General features: G+C 36.7%; 22 protein-coding genes. 14 read left to right on the plus strand and 8 right to left on the minus strand.

Going from position 1 to position 18,983, the window contains the following annotated elements:
• Positions 1-23 precede the first annotated feature (23 nt).
• The gene (htpG, locus tag HZI73_RS06800) at positions 24-1,898 is read right to left on the minus strand and encodes a molecular chaperone HtpG (RefSeq protein ID WP_212697504.1); all 1,875 of its coding nucleotides are present in this window, start codon (positions 1,896-1,898) and stop codon (positions 24-26) included.
• Between the two features lie 254 nt (positions 1,899-2,152).
• On the minus strand, positions 2,153-2,605 hold the full coding sequence (locus tag HZI73_RS06805) for a DUF5721 family protein (protein ID WP_212697505.1): 453 nt from the start codon (positions 2,603-2,605) through the stop codon (positions 2,153-2,155).
• Between the two features lie 223 nt (positions 2,606-2,828).
• Between HZI73_RS06805 and HZI73_RS06810 the strand changes: the two genes are divergently transcribed.
• The 3 genes from HZI73_RS06810 (at position 2,829) to HZI73_RS06820 (ending at position 5,755) form a co-directional block, all read left to right on the plus strand.
• Positions 2,829-3,422, plus strand: a complete 594-nt coding sequence (locus HZI73_RS06810) for a DNA-3-methyladenine glycosylase (protein WP_212697506.1) — start codon at positions 2,829-2,831, stop codon at positions 3,420-3,422.
• Positions 3,423-3,470: 48 nt separating this feature from the next.
• Positions 3,471-4,769, plus strand: a complete 1,299-nt coding sequence (locus tag HZI73_RS06815) for a M18 family aminopeptidase (RefSeq protein WP_212697507.1) — start codon at positions 3,471-3,473, stop codon at positions 4,767-4,769.
• 146 nt (positions 4,770-4,915) lie between these two features.
• On the plus strand, positions 4,916-5,755 hold the full coding sequence (locus HZI73_RS06820; RefSeq protein ID WP_212697508.1) for a DegV family protein: 840 nt from the start codon (positions 4,916-4,918) through the stop codon (positions 5,753-5,755).
• A 149-nt stretch (positions 5,756-5,904) separates the two neighbouring features.
• Here the strand turns inward: HZI73_RS06820 and HZI73_RS06825 are convergent, their stop codons facing one another.
• The 4 genes from HZI73_RS06825 to HZI73_RS06840 all read right to left on the minus strand — a co-directional run bounded on the left by HZI73_RS06825 (position 5,905) and on the right by HZI73_RS06840 (position 8,733).
• Positions 5,905-6,759: an ABC transporter permease gene (locus HZI73_RS06825; protein ID WP_212697509.1), complete on the minus strand. Its 855-nt coding sequence runs from the start codon at positions 6,757-6,759 to the stop codon at positions 5,905-5,907.
• Complete coding sequence (locus HZI73_RS06830) at positions 6,752-6,916, minus strand: hypothetical protein (protein ID WP_212697510.1); 165 nt, start codon at positions 6,914-6,916, stop codon at positions 6,752-6,754. The genes HZI73_RS06825 and HZI73_RS06830 overlap by 8 nt, the downstream gene beginning before the upstream one ends.
• Before the next feature lie 40 nt (positions 6,917-6,956).
• Positions 6,957-8,240, minus strand: coding sequence for a recombinase family protein (locus tag HZI73_RS06835; protein ID WP_212697511.1), 1,284 nt, complete (start codon positions 8,238-8,240; stop codon positions 6,957-6,959).
• Positions 8,241-8,316: 76 nt separating this feature from the next.
• Entirely contained in the window at positions 8,317-8,733 is a 417-nt protein-coding gene (locus HZI73_RS06840) for a helix-turn-helix domain-containing protein (RefSeq protein ID WP_212697512.1), read from the minus strand.
• 283 nt (positions 8,734-9,016) lie between these two features.
• On the opposite strand from HZI73_RS06840, the gene HZI73_RS06845 reads away from it, so the two are divergent.
• The 5 genes from HZI73_RS06845 to lepB all read left to right on the plus strand — a co-directional run bounded on the left by HZI73_RS06845 (position 9,017) and on the right by lepB (position 13,456).
• The gene (locus tag HZI73_RS06845) at positions 9,017-9,262 is read left to right on the plus strand and encodes a helix-turn-helix transcriptional regulator (protein ID WP_212697513.1); all 246 of its coding nucleotides are present in this window, start codon (positions 9,017-9,019) and stop codon (positions 9,260-9,262) included.
• A 507-nt stretch (positions 9,263-9,769) separates the two neighbouring features.
• On the plus strand, positions 9,770-10,840 hold the full coding sequence (gene rsgA / locus HZI73_RS06850) for a ribosome small subunit-dependent GTPase A (protein WP_212697514.1): 1,071 nt from the start codon (positions 9,770-9,772) through the stop codon (positions 10,838-10,840).
• A 616-nt stretch (positions 10,841-11,456) separates the two neighbouring features.
• Positions 11,457-12,215 carry a glutamate racemase gene (gene murI / locus HZI73_RS06855; protein WP_212697515.1) on the plus strand — a complete coding sequence of 253 codons (759 nt, stop codon included), beginning with the start codon at positions 11,457-11,459 and terminating at the stop codon, positions 12,213-12,215.
• Positions 12,216-12,274: 59 nt separating this feature from the next.
• Positions 12,275-12,805 (plus strand): dCTP deaminase, encoded by a 531-nt coding sequence (gene dcd / locus HZI73_RS06860; RefSeq protein WP_212697516.1) that lies wholly within the window; start codon positions 12,275-12,277, stop codon positions 12,803-12,805.
• A 33-nt stretch (positions 12,806-12,838) separates the two neighbouring features.
• Positions 12,839-13,456, plus strand: a complete 618-nt coding sequence (lepB, locus tag HZI73_RS06865; protein WP_212697517.1) for a signal peptidase I — start codon at positions 12,839-12,841, stop codon at positions 13,454-13,456.
• Here lepB and HZI73_RS06870 read toward each other — a convergent pair.
• Positions 13,433-14,113 carry an ABC transporter ATP-binding protein gene (locus tag HZI73_RS06870; protein WP_212697518.1) on the minus strand — a complete coding sequence of 227 codons (681 nt, stop codon included), beginning with the start codon at positions 14,111-14,113 and terminating at the stop codon, positions 13,433-13,435. The genes lepB and HZI73_RS06870 overlap by 24 nt on opposite strands.
• A 138-nt stretch (positions 14,114-14,251) precedes the next feature.
• Between HZI73_RS06870 and HZI73_RS06875 the strand changes: the two genes are divergently transcribed.
• Both HZI73_RS06875 and HZI73_RS06880 read left to right on the plus strand, forming a co-directional pair.
• Positions 14,252-14,551, plus strand: coding sequence for a LysO family transporter (locus tag HZI73_RS06875; protein ID WP_212697519.1), 300 nt, complete (start codon positions 14,252-14,254; stop codon positions 14,549-14,551).
• Entirely contained in the window at positions 14,548-15,144 is a 597-nt protein-coding gene (locus tag HZI73_RS06880; protein ID WP_212697520.1) for a lysine exporter LysO family protein, read from the plus strand. Before HZI73_RS06875 ends, HZI73_RS06880 begins: the two co-directional genes overlap by 4 nt.
• 237 nt (positions 15,145-15,381) lie before the next feature.
• Here the strand turns inward: HZI73_RS06880 and HZI73_RS06885 are convergent, their stop codons facing one another.
• On the minus strand, positions 15,382-16,410 hold the full coding sequence (locus HZI73_RS06885; RefSeq protein ID WP_408648279.1) for an ABC transporter substrate-binding protein: 1,029 nt from the start codon (positions 16,408-16,410) through the stop codon (positions 15,382-15,384).
• 283 nt (positions 16,411-16,693) lie between these two features.
• Here HZI73_RS06885 and HZI73_RS06890 point away from each other — a divergent pair, with 283 nt between their 5' ends.
• The 4 genes from HZI73_RS06890 to HZI73_RS06905 all read left to right on the plus strand — a co-directional run bounded on the left by HZI73_RS06890 (position 16,694) and on the right by HZI73_RS06905 (position 18,975).
• A complete protein-coding gene (locus HZI73_RS06890) occupies positions 16,694-17,329 on the plus strand; it encodes a chromate transporter (RefSeq protein ID WP_246552379.1) in 636 nt (211 codons plus the stop codon).
• Positions 17,316-17,876: a chromate transporter gene (locus HZI73_RS06895; RefSeq protein WP_212697521.1), complete on the plus strand. Its 561-nt coding sequence runs from the start codon at positions 17,316-17,318 to the stop codon at positions 17,874-17,876. The genes HZI73_RS06890 and HZI73_RS06895 overlap by 14 nt, the downstream gene beginning before the upstream one ends.
• 24 nt (positions 17,877-17,900) lie before the next feature.
• Positions 17,901-18,608, plus strand: a complete 708-nt coding sequence (locus tag HZI73_RS06900) for a phosphatase (protein WP_212697522.1) — start codon at positions 17,901-17,903, stop codon at positions 18,606-18,608.
• A gap of 79 nt (positions 18,609-18,687) precedes the next feature.
• Entirely contained in the window at positions 18,688-18,975 is a 288-nt protein-coding gene (locus tag HZI73_RS06905; protein WP_212697523.1) for a YerC/YecD family TrpR-related protein, read from the plus strand.
• Positions 18,976-18,983: the final 8 nt, after the last annotated feature.

The following is an 18,983-nucleotide window of genomic DNA, read 5'->3' on the forward strand; positions in this document are numbered from 1 at the left end:
TATTTGTCAACGCCAAAACACCATTAAATTAATTTCTGTAGAATTTTATTACTTCTTTCAATAAATTTAGTCATGGCTTCAGGTGCCAATTGCTTATGACTAATCATAGCAAGATCATATATCTGTTCACAGAAGATAGCTGTGTTTTCATGGTCTTTGTTATCAATAATATATTTAACCAATTTATTCTTTTTATTAAGAAGCAGGCTTTCATTAGTTGGCATCATGGCATTATCCATACCAAACATACCATACATTTTACTCATATCCTGCATACGACGAGATTCCTCAGGTAAAAGGATCATACCAGAGATATCTTCAGCTTTCAGGTTTTCTAGGGATACATTCAGTTGTTCATTGCTTAATGCTTTTCTGAAGATCTCTTGTACTTCTTCTACAAGCTGCTTGTTATCTTCTTCACTGGTGTCATCTTCGTCTTTTAGTGTATCCGTAAGGTCTGCATCGATACGAGCAAACTTAGTTTCCGTTTCTTTCGTTTCCATATGAGAAATGAAAGGCTGGTCGATGGTTGTATTCATGATAACAGCTTCCATGTCATGATCTTTAAATATTTTAACGTACTGTGCTTGCAGTGATTCATCCGTCACATAGTACACTTTATTTTCATGCTTCTCGCGATTACGCTCAAGGTATTCAGGAAGCGTCACATAATCACCTGTTGTGGTTTTGTATAAGATAATGTCTTTAGTTTTATCAAAGAACTTGTCATCTTTTAAACAACCAAATTTGATAAAGGGGTGAATATCATCCCAGAATTTTTCATAGGACTCTTTGTCGTTTTTATATAAGGAATTAAGTTTGTCAGCAACCTTCTTGGTAATGTAGGAAGAAATCTTTTTCACAAAACCATCGTTTTGTAAGAAACTTCTTGATACATTCAGTGGCAGGTCTGGGCAATCCAGTACACCTTTTAATAATAGCAAGAATTCAGGAATAACTTCTTTGATGTTATCTGCAACGAACACTTGATTATTATAGAGCTTGATTTGCCCTTCCATGGTATCAAATTGGTTGCCTAATTTAGGGAAATATAAAATACCTTTTAAGTTAAAAGGATAGTCCATATTTAGATGAATCCAGAATAATGGCTCTTTAAAATCCATGAATGTTTTACGATAGAATTCTTTATATTCTTCGTCGGTACATTCATTAGGCTTTTTAAGATAAAGGGGGTGTGTATCGTTAAGTGGTGTAGGTTCAGCGGGCTCTTTTGGCTCACCGTTTTCATCTTTAGGTTCTTCTTTATTTGGATTCATTAAGAAAATGTCTATGGGCATTAGGGAACAGTATTTTTGAATGGTACTGCGTACAGTATATTCATTTAAAAACTCTTTACTGTCTTCACCAATTGTAAGGGTGATGGTTGTACCTCTTTCTGTACGGTCACCGTCACTCATTTCATACTCACTGCTGCCATCACTCATCCATCTTACGGCTTGTGCACCTTCACTGAAGGATAAAGTATCAATCTGTACTTGATCCGCTACCATAAAAGCAGAGTAGAAACCAAGACCAAAATGTCCGATAATCTGATCTTCATTTGCTTTGTCCTTATACTTGCTTAAGAAATCTTCAGCACCTGAAAATGCAATTTGATTAATGTATTGCTTCACTTCCTCAGCAGTCATACCGATACCGTTGTCTTTAAACGTAAGGGTTCCTGCCTTATCATCCACAATCACTTCAATTTTGAAAACATTATCATCAGCAAGTGTGGTTTCACCCATAACTTCTAACTTTTTTAATTTTGTTATAGCGTCGCATCCATTGGAAATAAGCTCTCTCACAAAAATATCATGATCAGAATAAAGCCATTTCTTAATAATGGGAAATATGTTTTCGCTATGAATGGATAGATTACCTTTTTCTGTATTCATTTAAACGCCTCCTAAGTAAATATATATTTATATGCTGAAACAACATCGTAAGTTCAATCCTTCAACATACCTGGATTAATGTTATGGAGGTGAATCTTCTTCATCATGATGTGTGTTATGTACAATGATGCTTATCCACCTTATATAGTATAATAAATCGAAATATTTCACTTGTCAAGAAAAAACTAGCACTCAACTAAGAGGAGTGCTAACAAGAAGGAAAAAGTAACGGGTACTTTTCCCATGAATTGGGGTTATAAAGCGATTCCATGCTTTTTAAAAAACTTTTTAACCGTATCATCCCAATAATTTTCTAGAATTTTATCCAGTGTGAAAACTTTAAGTGAAGTTCCTGTGGTGCATTTAAGGAGACCATCTTCAAAATTAATGTTGATAAACAAACCATGAACACCATCTTCTTTGACTGGCAGTTGATTCTTTTCAACAAGCTGTCTGGTACGGTCTTTAGGTAAGACAAATATAATTTTAAATTTGGTAGGTACCCGATTTCCTTTAATAATGTGATATAGAACATCCTTAATTTCTGACCAAGTGACCAGGGAACGCTTATCCAGTATTTCTTTTTCATCTGAGGAAAGGTATTTATCATTTATATCACAGGTGATACTGAACTTTGTAAAGGTGGTAATATCCACACCAGAAACTTCGAAATCATCAAACATCTGCTCTTTTAAGAGGTTTTTCATGAAGCATTTTATATCGGTTATTTCAAAAGATATCATGATTTAACATTCCTTCCATGGGCATGTATGATAGATGAACCCATTCTCTATGTTATATGATACAAAATAGAGGTAGAACTTTCAATGCTTTTATTGTAATATGGTAGAGGGATATGTCATAAAGTAAAAAAAATGCGAAAAATGATAAATGAAAGAATGAAGATTAGAAGAGCGTGAGGATAGATGTATGAAAAAACTGGATAGACGTTTTTATCAAAGAGATACCTTAGTCGTTGCTCAAGAGCTGCTTGGCAAATACATGGTCTATAACCATAATGGCGTTGATTTAGTGGTCAAGATTACGGATGTGGAAGCTTATACGGGCATTCATGATAAAGCATGTCATACCTACGGTGGTAAGCGAACCCCTCGAACAGAAGTCATGTGGGGTGAGGCTGGGTATGCTTATATCTATCTGATATACGGCATGTACGCTTGTTTAAATGTGGTGACAGAAGAAGCGGGTAACCCTTGCGCCGTGTTAATAAGAGGAGCCGTACCCGTTAAAAATAGAGAGCAGATGTGTCTGAATCGATACCAGAAATCATACGACACACTTACCAATTACCAGAAAAAGAATTTTTCCAATGGACCCGGTAAGCTATGTCTTGCCTTAGGTCTTACAAAAGAACAAAATGGCATGGATTTTCTGTCCGATCAATTTTATTTTTATGATAGTGGGGAAGAAAAAGGATATGCTATACATAAAGCCAAACGTATTAACATTGATTATGCAGAAGAAGCCGCAGACTATCTCTGGCGTTTTTATATAAATAAGTAACAGGCAGTTTATGGATAACCATCAATACGATAATGGAGGATGATTAAAATGCGTCAAAATTCAATGGATTATGCCAAGGATTTATTGGCATTTATTAACAAAAGTGTATCACCTTATCACAGTGTCATGGAAGGGAAACGTATGCTTTTAGAAGCAGGATTCAGGGAATTAAAAATGGGCCAGGAATGGCACATACAGAGAAATGGCAAATACTATGTCAGCCCCTATCCAACAGCGCTATTTGCTATAGATGTGGGAGAGATTATTGACCATGTGGGCTTCAAAATCATTGCATCCCACACAGATAGCCCATGCTTTAAAATAAAACCAAAATCTGAAATAGTGAGTGACGGTTATATGAGTTTAAATACGGAAGTTTATGGAGGACCTATATTCTCCACATGGTTCGACCGTCCATTATCCATTGCTGGTAAGGTTGCCTTAAAATCCAAGAACCCTTTAAAGCCAGAAATAAGCTATGTGGATTTTAAGAGACCGTTATTGACCATACCAAGTTTGGCCATTCATATGAACCGTCAAGTAAACAAAGGTGTTGAAATACATCCTCAAAAACATACATTACCATTGGTTGGACAAATCAATGATGCCTTGGAAAAAGAGAATTATTTGTTGCATTATCTGGCAGAAGAAATGAAGGTAGATGCTCAAGAAATCCTAGACTTTGATCTCTATCTGTATGTAGCTGAAGAAGGGCATATGATAGGATTTGATAATGAATTTCTACAAGCACCTAAGCTGGATGATTTAGCCATGGTCTATGGTAGCCTAAGGTCCATCATTCAGTCCAAGTGTTATGATGGTATTAATATCGCAGCATGTTTTGACAGTGAAGAAATTGGCAGTGGTACAAAAGCAGGGGCAGATTCGGCCTTATTTGCCAATATTTTGGAACGTCTTTCTCTTGCACTTAATCGCAGTAAAGCCAAACATTTACGTATGTTTGAAACATCATTTATTATATCAGCAGATGGTGCCCATGCCCTTCATCCGAATGCACAAGAGGAGCATGACCCAACAAACCGCCCAGTACTCAATAAAGGTATTGTATTAAAACTTAGTGCCAAACAAAGTTATGCCACAGATTGTGAGTCAACGGCTGCTATACAACAATTATGTGATGCGTCAGATCTACCCTATCAGAAGTTTGTTAATCGTTCTGGGGCATTAGGAGGAAAAACCATTGGACCTATTATCTCTTCCTATGTGCCAGTAAGAGCAGCAGATGTGGGTCTTCCCATGCTGGCTATGCATTCAACACGGGAATTAATAGGTATAAAAGATTTAGTGGTGATGGATCAGATGTTTAATAATTTTTATCATATTTAACCAAGTTCAATTATATGTGATACCAAGAAAGATGAACAAATAGGGTGTAAATAGAAATAGGGGTTTTAATTACATGACAGATATGCTATGATGTATGTAGTAATAGATACTACTTGTCGTAGTTATTACATTGAGGAGGATGCTTCGTGGATTACAAAATTATAGTAGATAGTGGCTGTGATGTTGATAAAGAGATGATTGAAGAGATGTCTCTTAAGCTTGTGCCGCTTACCATTGAATTTGAAGGGGATCGTCATATTGATGATGATACCTTTGATGGAAAAACCTTTGTAAAGAAGATGAACTTAAGTCATGCTATACCTAAGACGGCATGTCCATCACCAGCAGAATATATGGATTCTTACCAAGGTAAGGAAGATAATGTATTTGTTGTTACTTTATCCAGTAAACTGAGTGGCAGCTATAACAGTGCTGAGGTTGCCAAAGAAATATATGAAGGGGAAAATAGACAGAAAAAGATTCATGTCTTTGACTCGTTAAGTGCATCAGCAGGCCAAGTCTTATTAACATTGAAAGTGGATTACTTAGCTAAAATGGGTAAAACCTATTCTCAGATTGTTAGCAGCATTGAACAATATATTAAAGAAATGAAGACAATATTCGTTTTAGAGAAATTAGATAACCTTGTTAAAACAGGCCGTATGAGTCTGGTAAAAGCGGCTATTGCCAATGTCTTAAATATTAAACTTATCTTAGCATCTAACGGTAAAGGTGAGATTATCATGCTGCAAAAAGCAAGAGGCATCAAAAAAGCTATCAATAAAATGATAGAGATAATTGATGACAAAAAAGTAAATTTAGAAGAGAAATTTCTTGTGATTGCACATTGTAACTGTGTTGAACGTGCCATGGCAATAAAAGAAAAAGCAAAGGTCTTATACGGATTTAAAGATATATTTGTTGTAGAAATGCGAGGTATATCCAGTGTTTATGCTAATGATGGCGGTATTGTGATTGCCTACTAAGAAGGTACCTCATATATAGCTGACCTTCCAAATAACATATGGTGGTGATAACAGCCAAGAATTAGTTTGTCCTTGACGAAGGTTCTTGGCTGTTTTTTGATGCTATTATAAGATTATCAATTAAATGTTGATAAACAGTAGCTCTATCCCTATTTTTTACGTTTAAACATCTTGAAAAATTGACGTTTTCTTGACCGTAAATGATGTGGTTGTCGATTGACTCTTTTTTCAAAAAAAACAATGAGTTCATACAGTCCTGTAGCTACCATGGCTAACATAATAATGCTCATGATTACCCAATCCATTTTAAGGACTTGACTGCCATATAGTATAAGATGTCCAAGGCCGTGCTTACCTGCAATAAACTCTCCAATAATCACACCGATTAAAGACAAACCAATATTGACCTTCATGGTACTGATAATGTTGGCGATATTGGCAGGAAAGACCACTTTTGTCAGCACATCTTTTTTTGTGCCATTAAAGGTGTAAATTAACTTAATTTTTTCACTGGATACATGAATAAAGCCATTAAATACATTAATAATGGTTACCACAATAGCCACAGTAAGAGCCGTAATAATAATGGATTTTTGATTATGTCCTAACCAAACAATAATAATGGGTGCCAATGCAGTCTTGGGAAGACTATTGAAGACAACCAAGTAGGGTTCTAAGATTTTGGACAGTTGCCGATTCCACCATAGCAGCGTAGCAATGAGTATACCCAATACCGTTCCAAGAGCAAAACTGATAATGGTTTCATAAAGGGTAACGCCTACATGATAGAAGATGGAACCATCCATGACCATCTCAATAAAAGCGCCCCACACACGGCGAGGTGAACTGAATATAAACGGTTCAATGATACCTGTGACAGCTCCTATTTCCCAGGCAATGATAAGTACAATGAGTATAAGCACTTGGTAAAAGGTAATGAGCCGGCGTTTTTTAAGGGCTTTCTTTAAATAACGTGTTTGTTCCGGAGATACTTGATTAGTCATTAACATCCATCTCCTTCCAAATAGCATTAAAATAATCACCAAACTCATGAGCACTTCGAGAAGTAAAAGGTGTTCGATGATCAATGGAAAGCTGAATATCAAATATACGTTTAATCGTTGCCGGCCGCTTACTCAGCACAACAACTTTGTCAGCCATACTAATAGCTTCTGCTATATGTAACAAACAAAGTCTTATATTAACGCAAGATGACTTCTAAGGTATGGCCATCCCATGTCATAGAAGCAATGAGCTGTATGAGTAATCTTCTTTTCTCTGTATAAGAAAGCAATTGTTCAAGACCTGTTCTTTCGCAAGGGATGCCTATCAGCTGGTCAAAATATTGGAACAGCTGTTGCTCTGCCTTAAAACCACTTAAATTGAGAAGACCACATGAGGGGTTTTTCTTATGTGGGCATTGATAATAGAGGTAGCGTAGCTGATGATGTTGATAGATCCCTTTTGTTTCTAAGGGAATCTGGCATGTTTTGCAATGAAGCAGCTGTGAGAAAAGAGCTTTTTCATGACATAATGGAGGATTAGGATTAGCGTGGTGGAGTATGGACTGAACAGAAATCCACTGTTTTGAAGGTATGATGGGTGTGTGATGACCAATGGCAATGATCCATTCACTTAGGGATTTCTTAGATATTCTATGCTTTTCTTCAAGATGTTTGTTGTAAGCCATTATACCTTGCCTGCCAGTAAAGGATGCAGGGGTAAGATTAGGGTTCATATAGGCTTTGTGATGAGAAAAATAGTTATAAGCTTGTAAATCTGCTGTCATATAGACTGGATTTGCTAAGATATTTTTAAGAGCACTAAGGCTAAAGTTGTTGTTACGACGGCTTTTAATATGGTGCCTCCGGGTATAGGTTTGAAGTTCTTGTAGGGATTTGCATTGCTCATAGGTATTAAATATTGTTTTTACATGTGATGCTTCTTCAGGTAGCAGCTCTAAAACAGCATGGGACTTACCATTTGATGTATGGGTACGACGTGATCGGTAACCAAGAGGTGTCATACCACCTAGCCACCGACCAGACTCAGCTAATTTGTACATGTTATCCTGAATACGTTCAGCAATGGTTTCCTTTTCTAATTGGGCAAAAACGCTAGCAATGTACATCATAGCCCTTCCCATAGGCGTGGATGTATCAAAATGGTCGCGTATGCTGACAAATTCAATATGATGCTTTGTTAATAATTCCAAAATAGATGAGAAATCCAGAACATTACGACTGATTCTATCCAAGCGGTAACAGATCAATACATCAAATTTCTTTTCTTTCACATCTAAGAGCATTTGTTGAAATCCAGGTCTTTTTGTATGGCTCCCAGAAAAACCTTCATCCTCATAAATGTGTAAATGTGACACGTCATAATGTGCGTGAGCAAATTCCTGACAAAGACCGATTTGGTTCTTTATGGAATCGCCAGAAGCTGTAGCTTTAGATTTTCGAGAATAGATGGCTATATTCAATGAGTATCATCCTATCATAGGGTCTTATTAATACTATATGACAGATGCCTCCATATAAGCAGTAATTTTAGATGTGCTATTTATTTTGCATGATTTTGTTTTTATGCATATCTTCTGCAATATCTCTTGTATGTTTAAGGGTTTTTAATATAATGCGTTTGGTCTGGTCATCCATCAGCTCGCCGTGGTATTCTAAACCATCTACTTCTTCTAATTTTTCAATAATGGTATCCAGATCCACATTAATGGATTTATGGTCTTTCGGTTCTCTAAGGGGAATAGAGTGGTTACTCCTCCCTAGAAGATAATCGGTGGTCGTATGAAGGGCTCGTGCAATCCGATTGATAATTTCTCCTTTTGGTTCTCTAAGATTATTTTCATAGCGAGACATGGTTGCTTCGGTGACGTTCACCTTTACAGCCAGCTCTCTTTGTGTCAATTGCTTTTTTTTTCTAAGGTTCAATATGCGATAACCAATTGAATTTTTGTTCATGTCATACACCACTTTATTATTTTTTTATACTACAGGAAAAGCTCTCTAAAACCCATGTACAATGTAAAGCATTTGAATGTACAGATTTTTATTTCTTCAATTTAGAGTGAATTTTCCCCTTTATGCACTAATTACGTAGCCTTCGCAATATTTCATTAATAGTATAATACTTACTTACCAAAATTAAAATCTGTATTACCAAAGATACAAATTTTTGGTTGACACTTACCAAATGGTATGGTACGATTGTGTTGTTTGGATGGTAAGTGCTGGAGGTGAAGGTATGAATACATATAAATTAAAGTCTGCCAGAGCGTCAATGGGATATACACAGGTAGAAATGGCTAAAATGTTATCCATAACACAGAAAACATACAACAGAAAAGAATTAGGAATCGTTGATTTTAATTTAAGAGAAGTTACCAAAATTATAAGTATCCTAAAGCTTGACGTTGAAAATGTATATGCCATTTTTTTTAATGACAATATTACCAATTGTATATCTAATGAAGTAACTAAAAATGCTTAATATTAAGTTGTACATATTATATTCTGGGCTTAAATAGAAATAATATGCCTAGAGTATATTATATGTTTGTAATTGTAAATAATATATGATAATATATATCCATATTAAATATTGAAAGGAGCGGTTGATTATGACAAAAAAAGTATATGTAGTAAACAATGGAACTCGACAATTTCAAACAATAACTGCTCCCAGGAAAATACAATGATATAGGATATTATTGACCTAGAGCAGTATCATTTATTGCCTAGGTTTTTATTTTATTAGTAACGATAAAGTATGCTTATCTATAAGGTTATCGAAGTTAAATGCACGGGCCACATTCTTATTAAAGAGAATATGGATGTGCTGTACAAGAAAACATCGTGACTTAATGATTATCATAGGGTAAGTTAGATGCTTTCGTTATCATGCATGTTTTTTTGATATAGTGGATAGTCTATATCTTATCATAAATCTAGCGCAATAAATCATATTGTGCTAGATTTTTTTTCTGGGAAGAAAAGGATGGTCATAAACTTAATGAAGTTAGAGACATATGGATGGAATAACACGCACCAAAAATATTTACAAGAGTATGAAGAAAAAGGGTATATGCCAGCCCGTGTATTGGTTGAGCACAGGGGGCATGTTAGCTTAATGACTGAAGCAGGTGAGGTAACAGGGATTATCCCTGGCAAATTGTATTATGACATGAGTAAAGAGGCTTTACCAGCTGTGGGTGATTGGGTCTTAGTGTCTCCCATAGAAGGTGAGAAAAAGGGTGTGATACACCATATATTACCGAGAAAAAGCCAATTTATTAGAAAGATGGCAGGTAACACCATAGAAGGTCAAGTGGTTGCTGCTAATTTTGATTATGTATTCATTATGACGGCACTGAATCAAAATTTTAATATAAAACGGTTGGAGCGCTATTTAACGGTTGCTTGGGATAGTGGCGCAGAACCAATCATTGTATTAAGCAAAGCGGATTTATGCGAAGATGTGGGGGATAAAGTAGCGGAGGTTAAATCCGTAGCACTTGGTGTTAAAGTCTATGCCATTAGCTCCATTGAAGGAATAGGTATAGAGGATATAGAGCCATATTGTATGGCAGGGCAGACAGCAGTTGTTCTTGGTTCTTCTGGTGTAGGAAAGTCCACATTGATTAATACACTTTGTGGTGAAGACATTCTGAAAGTGAATGCCGCAAGGGCAGATGATGATCGTGGACGACATACAACCACTCATAGACAGCTGGTTTGTATGCATCATGGTGGTATGATTATTGATACGCCGGGTATGCGAGAGCTGGGTTTGTGGCAGGATGGTGATGAACATGGTATGCAGGATGTGTTTAGTGATATAGAGATATTAGCTGCCGAGTGTCGTTTTAGTGATTGTAGTCATTCGGGAGAGCCTGGGTGTGCGGTGATGCAGGCTATTGAGGATGGGGAATTATCTGTTGAACGGTTGGATAATTTACGTAAGCTTGAAAAAGAGTTGGCTTTTATTGAGAAGAAGAAGTTGGAACGGTTAAGGTTGGAGGAGAAGAGGAAGATAAAGGGGGGGTATAAGAGGCGGAAGGATAGGTAGGTGTTGTTTTTTTTGGAAGATAGGTGTAGAGGGGAGTTTATTGGTAGGGTAGGACATAAGATAGTTTTTTGTAGGTGGGTGCAAGACATCCGTAGATGGATAGGCATGGAAGAAAACAGTTTTTGTTAAATAATGAAAGAAAATCTAAGCTCTTGAAAAGGTGAATGACTAAAACTTAAGAACTCGCAAGCTCAGACACTTAAGTTTTGAACGTCATTCACCTTTTCAATCACTAAGATTTACTAATCATTATTTAAAAGGCACTGTTTTCTTCCATGCCTATTCATCTACTGGGGTATTGATGGGGCTAGGGGTTCAGGGTTAATTGTAGTGCCTTGTGAAGATAAGTATGGAAAGGGGAGAGTAAATGTTATGGGTTGTGATGAAAATTGGTTATTATAGTGGATAGGGGTTCTATTCATTAACGTGATGGGTAAAAACGGATTAGTTTGGATGTTAAAAAACGGAGCTAAGAAAATAAGAAAGTGATTCAACTTTCTTATAGAACATGATATAATGAATAGAATACGTATACATGATGTTAATTTATATTGAGGTTGTCTTTGTAAGATGGCATTAGGGTTCAATATAAATAAAGTTTCAAAGGGTGATTGTATTGAAGATTGGTATATTTGATTCAGGAATTGGCGGTATAACTGTCTTGCATGAAGCATTGAAGGTGATGCCTCATGAGGAATTTATTTATTATGCGGATTCAGAACATGCGCCTTATGGTACCAAGCCAAAAGAGGAAGTTAAAGATTATGTTGAGCAGGTTGTTCAATTTCTAGAAGAGAAGCAGATTGATGTATTGGTTATTGCCTGTAATACGGCTACAAGTATCGCTGTGAAAGAGTTACGAGAGCGTTATGATTTTCCGATTATTGGCATGGAACCGGCAGTGAAGTATGCATTGGAACAAGAAAAAGAAAAGCGAATTCTTGTGACGGCGACGGATCTGACCTTAAAGGAAGAGAAGTATCAACATCTTGTGAATAAACATGATGCGCTGGCACGTGTTGATTCTTTGGCATTACCTAAGCTGGTGGAGTTAGCGGAGCAAAATACATTTGAGCGAGAAGAAGTCATGGCATATTTACAAGACGTTTTAGCGCCCTTTGATTTTGACTTATATGGTGCTATTGTACTGGGATGTACGCATTTTCCATATTTTAAAAGGTTTATACAAGAAATTGTACCTGAGCATGTTAAGGTGTATGATGGGAATCTTGGAACGATTCGTCATTTAAAGAGGGTATTAACGAATAAGCATCTGAGCTTCAGTGAACATGGAGGATCCATTGCTTTTTATTATGCTGGAGAAGAGGATAGCCATAATACCATACTTAATAGCTATCTAAAACGATTGACATAAAGATGATTTCAAAAGTGGCATAGTAAGCACGTAAGGAGACAAAAGAAAGGGTTAGGAGCATGATATTATCAGGACGAGAGATAAAGAATCAGTTAGGTAAGACCATACATATTAAACCGTTTCATGAGGATCAGCTGAATCCAAACAGCTATAATCTTCGATTGCATCATGAGTTATTGGTTTATGAAAATAAAGAGCTAGATATGAAAAAAGTGAATCAAGCCCAAAAAATAGTCATACCAGAAGAGGGTTTATTATTAGAGCCTGGAAAGCTGTATTTAGGTAGAACGGTGGAGTACACGAAAACAGACAATTATGTACCCATGTTGGAAGGACGTTCATCCATTGGACGATTGGGGCTTTTTATACATGTAACGGCTGGGTTTGGTGATGTTGGATTCAGTGGTTTTTGGACTCTTGAGATTTTTTGTGTGCAACCGATTAGGATATACCCACAGGTTGAAGTGTGTCAGATATATTATCACACCATTGATGGTGATTATACCACATATAATAGCGGTAAGTATCAAAATAATGAGGGGATACAGCCCAGTCTATTATATCGCGATTTTATAAAAGAAGACAAATAATAAGAGGTTATTGTAGAGTAGGAGAGAATTAATATGGGTTCAAACAAATTTTATAAAGATGTTAAGGAATTAGTTATTTTTGTCATTGTCGTTGTTGCCAGTGTGTTGGTTGTACAGAGCTTTGTCATTACATCCACCAAGGTGCAGCAACATTCCATGGAAAATACATTAATGGAAAATGATTTTTTATTTGCAGAGAAACTGAGCTATCATGTGACAAAGCCCAAATTAGGTGATGTGGTTGTTTTTCTTGAAGAAAGACCAGAAGGGTTTAAAGGTAACCCATTAGGTATTACCATTGATGACATAAAGAATAAGTTTAAAAAAGATAAATATAACAAAAGGGTCATGCCAAGAATGCGTTACGTTAAGCGTGTGATTGGTGTACCAGGGGATAAGGTGGATATTCGAGATGGACAAGTCTATGTGAATGATATTGCATTAGATGAACCCTATATAAAAGGGGATTATACGGATGCAAGGACACAAATGGAATATCCGTTAGAGGTTCCTGACGATCAGGTGTTTGTTCTTGGCGATAATCGAAAAGCCAGTAATGACAGTCGAAATTTTGGATGTGTGGACCAAAGTTTAATTGAAGGTAAAGTGGTTCTGCGTTTATGGCCATTAGGTAAGATAAGAGCGTTTTAAGTAAGCTAGACACGGTATGGAATGGGACAACATAAAACTGCTTTTTTGTTCATGACATATAGCATCTGCTATATCATGTGTAACCAATAAAGCGGTTTTATTTTCTTGCTTGATTATGGTTCCTATTTCATCTCCAGCAGATAAACGGGTCTGATAATCCAGAGCTGAAAAAGGTTCATCTAGTAAGAGAATATCAGGTTTCAGTGCTAAAGTACGAATAAGGGCCGCACGTTGTCGCATACCGCCTGATAATTGAGAAGGCTTGTAGTTCCTAAAATCATATAAACCGTATTGCTTTAATAACCCATCAATATACGTAAGACTCTCATGGGTTAATTGATTATTAATCTCAAGACCCAGCAGAACATTACGATAGACTGTTCGCCACTCAAAAAGATGGTCTTTTTGAAGCATATACCCTGTGTTATGCGACTCACTGTTAAGAAGAGATGTATCCAGGGTGATATGACCATGGGAAGGTTCAAGGAGACCAGAAATTAGGGATAAAAGCGTGGATTTACCACACCCGCTAGGACCAACGATACTTATGAAATCCCCCTTATATACATCTAAATAAATATGGTCTAGGGTTTTCGTTTCGCCTTTTGGTGTGTGATAGATGTAAGATAGATCTTCAATTTTTAGTAAAGGAGACATGTTGAACCTCCTGAGCTTAGAATTATACTATATTCTATTACAACCCCTACCAATGTGTGTGAATAAACAGATAAAGTTCTATACAAGTTATGGAATACGCTATCAATAAACTTAGAAAAAAAGGCAAGAGGTGAAGAAATGGGTTTACGTTTTCTATTATATCTAGGCATGTTAGGCATCGGTATAATCATTGGTTTCAAGGGTATGTCCCATAAAAAAATATTGGATCGTATGGACAAGCTGCAATTAGGGGCATTGGTCATCTTGTTGTTTGTCATGGGCATTCGGATTGGTGCTGATGATAAAGTCATAAAGCAAGTGGGTAATCTTGGCTTGAAGGCATTTATCATCACATTTTTTGCTGTAGCTTTTAGTGTCTTGTTTGTAGGATTACTAAGAAGATTTAGGAAAATGAATAAGAGAGGGGAACGCATATGACAGTTATCATCATGCTAGCGGTGTTTTTGGGGATAGCTTTTGGATATTTGCTCTTCCCTGTGGATATGTTATCGTATACAGACTACATTATGGACGTTGGTCTCTGTCTCTTACTGCTTTTAGTGGGGATAGATATTGGTCGTCAAAAAAATGTCCTTCAAGATATCAAAAAAATGGGTTTCTCCATTATATTACTTCCTTTGCTTATAGCTCTTGGCAGTATCGTTGGCGCCATTGTAGGGGGTACGATTATTGGTATGCCATTGAATGAGTCATCTGCCATTGGCGGAGGATTAGGCTGGTATTCCATATCAGCGGTTTTGTTATCCGATTATTCCACTGAGATATCAGCTATTGCTTTTCTAAGTAATGTTATGCGTGAAATCATAGCCATACTGGCCATACCCTTGATAGCTAAATATATCGGTTATATGGAAAGTGTTGCTCCTCCAGGGGCCACGGCTATGGATACAACGTTACCCATTATTACGAAATACACCGATTCCAAAACGGCTGTTGTGGCATTTATATCAGGTGTTGTTCTTTCACTACTTGTCCCAATACTGGTCCCTTTGCTCATTGGGCTGGTATAGGTTAAGGGGGCTGTCTCATAAAAGCAAAATAACGTCAATATCGTAGGCAACTATAAGAGGTTAAGCGTAAAGCGAAGCCATGGACGGCGAGACCCCTGTTCAAGCAACATTGACATGTTGCACTACTAAACACGGACGTTTAGGGGTCTGAAAAGCTTAACCTCTTATAGTTGCCAGAAACCTCTAGCCAACAATTTGCTTTTATGAGACAGCCCCCTATAAACTACCCCATTCTATTTATTCTATATTTTTAATAGCCTCTTCCGCAAATTCTGTTGTTACAATCTCATCGTACTTTACACGAGCATCTAATTCGCCAGCAGTATCTAAAATATTCTGTAACAGGTCCATGCCAGCTTTCTCAAAATAAGGGTCTTTGCGCCATGTATCTTGACGCTTATATCGGTCTATAATTTGAACCAATAGATCCATGTCTGTATCTTTAAATTGTGGTTTAATCACCTTAGCGATTTCTTCTGGTGTATGTTCTTCAACCCATAGTTGACCTCGATAGATAGCATTGGTAAATTTTTGAATAACATCCGGATTGGCTTTCATATAACTGCGCTCTGCCATATAAGCTGTATAAGGCACCAAACCACTCTCAATGCCTAGAGAAGTAACAACATAACCCTTGCCTTCGTTCTCTATCTTAGAAGCTGAAGGCTCAAACTCAGCGGTGTAATCGCCAGTACCGCCGATAAAGGAACCAGCTGTAGCTGTATAATCGATGTTTGTCAGAATCTCTACGTCTGCGTGAGGGTCAATGTTATTTATCTTCAGTATGTACTCAAGAACCATCTGTGGCATACCACCTGGTCGACCACCAATAATAGTCTTACCCTTTATCGTATCCCAATCAAAATCTTCTTGTGTGCGGCCAATAAGGAAATTACCAGCTCGTTGAGTCAATTGTGCGAAATTAATCACAAAATCTTCTTTGCCTTCGTTCTTCACATAAATTGAAGCTTCGGGTCCCATAAAAGCAATGTCAGCATTATTAGAAATGAGAGCTGTCATGGACTTATCTGCACCCCATCCTGTTGTTAGTTCAATATCCAGTCCTTCATCTCTAAAGAACCCTTTTTCCATAGCCACATATTGTGGTGCATAGAAGATAGAATGCACAACTTCGTTTAGTCTGACGGTTATCAGATTTGTGTTACGATTACACCCATTTAGTAGGGTTGTCATGGTAACAAGCATAAGTACAATGATGCTAAGCCATTTTTTCTTCACGAAAAAATCCTCCTTAATAGTGGGCATGCAACAAACAGCAAGTGCTGCTTGCTTATTATGGGATTATAGTATGCAAGAGAGATTGTACCTGTTACCCAATAGCTTAGCTCAATTAATGGCTACACCTTATCAAGTGAATGTTATAATGAAAAATCAAGATATGGATTGCAGATTTTTAATAAGTGTAATTGGATATTCGACATAGAAAGTAAACTTTATGAACATATTAATGCATATAAGAAAATATTATTAATAAAGTGACGTCATATTATTAATAAAGTCAATTAAACCTTTTCAAGTGTGTCTATATATGTTAGAATATGTTGGGAAATTGTCTCACGAAGACTGTGAAGAACAATTTTCAAAAAAAGGTGACAAGAACATGAAGAAAGACTTTAAAGAAATTTTACAATTTTATATGGTATTTTTTAAAATCGGCTTACTAACCATTGGCGGTGGTTATGCCATGTTACCAATGATTGAAAAAGAAATAGTTGAAAAGCACGGATGGTCCACAGATGAAGAGGTCATGGATAGCTATGCATTAGCTCAATCCATACCTGGTGTTATTGCTGTGAATACGGCAACGTTACTTGGCATAAAGTGGAAAGGCTTTTGGGGGGCTGTTGCAGCCTCATTAGGTGTTATCTCCCCATCCATTATTATCATTACCATCATTGCTGTCTTCTTTACCAAATTTCGAGAGGTAAGTGAAGTTGCTAATGCTTTTCGTGGTATTCGAATAGCTGTACTTGCTTTATTAATTTTATCGATTTACAAAATGATTCAAAAGATTGTACATGATCTATGGGGCATATTTCTAGCTACCCTTTCTTTTATCAGTGTTTTAATTGTGGGTATTTCACCTGTATGGGTTATTATAGGTGCCACAATTCTAAGTATCGCTATCTACTATAGAAAGGAAAAAAATAATGATAATAGCTAGATTGTTCTATGAATTTTTTAAGATTGGATTATTGACTTATGGTGGTGGATTAGCCATGTTGCCTTTACTGCAAGAAAAGGCTGTTCAATTTGCATGGTTAACAGAGGAGCAGTTTGCAGATATGATTGCTATATCTCAATCCACACCAGGACCAATTGCTATTAATATGGCAACTTTTGTGGGGTATGATCAAGCAGGGGTTCTAGGCGCACTATTTGCATCAATTGGTGTGATACTGCCAGGGTTTATCATTATATTTATTGTAGCAAAATTTCTACATCATTTTAATGAAAAACCAATCGTTAAAGCTGTATTTATAGGTTTAAGAGCGGCAGTTATTGGATTAATTTTAACAGCCATTGTTAACGTGGCCATGGTATCGATTGTTGATGTTCAAGCTTATAAAGAGAAGAAAGAACTTTTATCCCTTGTGGATGCTAAGTCACTTATTCTATTTGCTATTAGCTTATACGCCGTCTTACGATATAAAAAACATCCGATATATTACATTGTAACAGCTGGCATTATTGGCATTATCATTTGGTAATGCTTCTCTTGAAGGGATGATTAGATGAAGTTTGTTTTAGACACACATACCCATACCATTGTCAGTGGACATGCCTACAGCACCATCCAGGAAATTGTTCACGAAGCAGTGAAAAAAGGACTAGAATTAGTTGCCATAACAGACCATGCCCCAGCCATGCCAGGAGCTGGACATATTTTTTATTTCAATAACATATCGGTGGTGCCTGATTATATTGAAGGTGTTCGCGTTTTAAAGGGTATTGAAGCGAATATTATCAACTATGAAGGTGGGATTGATGTTGATGACTATTCTTTAAGTCAGCTGGATATTGTTATTGCAAGCTTACACCCGCCATGTATTCAATTTGGTGATATAGAACAAAACACAAATGCCATTATTGGTGCTATGCAAAATCCTTATGTGAACATTATTGGTCACCCTGATGATGGACGGTTTCCACTGGATTATGACCGTGTTGTTCAGGCTGCCAAAGAGCATAAGGTCTTACTAGAAGTCAATAACAGTTCCATGAACCCAAAAGGATTTCGTAAGGGGAGAGAAAACATCCTATGTATGCTGGAAAAGTGTAAACAACTGCATGTACCGATTGTTGTTGGCAGCGATGCCCATATCTCATATGATGTCGGTAATTTTAATTATGCTATACCATTGTTGGCGTCCATTGAATTCCCAGAAGAACTGATAATGAACACAACAATACAAAAATTAAAAAGCTTCTTAAAGGGTTAAATTTTGCTTTACTTTAATATTTCAAAGTGGTAAAATTTGATTGAGGAGTTGTTATTAAGTTAGAAAGGGAGAAGGATATATGAGCAAAAGCATTAAATCGCATGAATTAGATAAATTATTTGAAGCCATATTGAATCTTAAAGATCCTGATGAATGTTATCTGTTTTTTGAAGATATTTGTACAGTAAATGAACTACAATCACTTGCTCAGCGATTACAAGTAGCTAAAATGTTAAGAGAAAAGCATACTTACTTAGAAATTGCTGAGAAAACGGGGGCTTCTACAGCAACGATAAGCCGTGTTAACCGCTCTCTTAATTATGGTAATGACGGCTATGATATGGTATTTTCCAGAATGAAAAGCTAACGCACACG

Origin of the sequence: Vallitalea pronyensis (genome assembly GCF_018141445.1) — a bacterium.
Taxonomy (GTDB): Bacteria; Bacillota; Clostridia; order Lachnospirales; family Vallitaleaceae; genus Vallitalea; species Vallitalea pronyensis.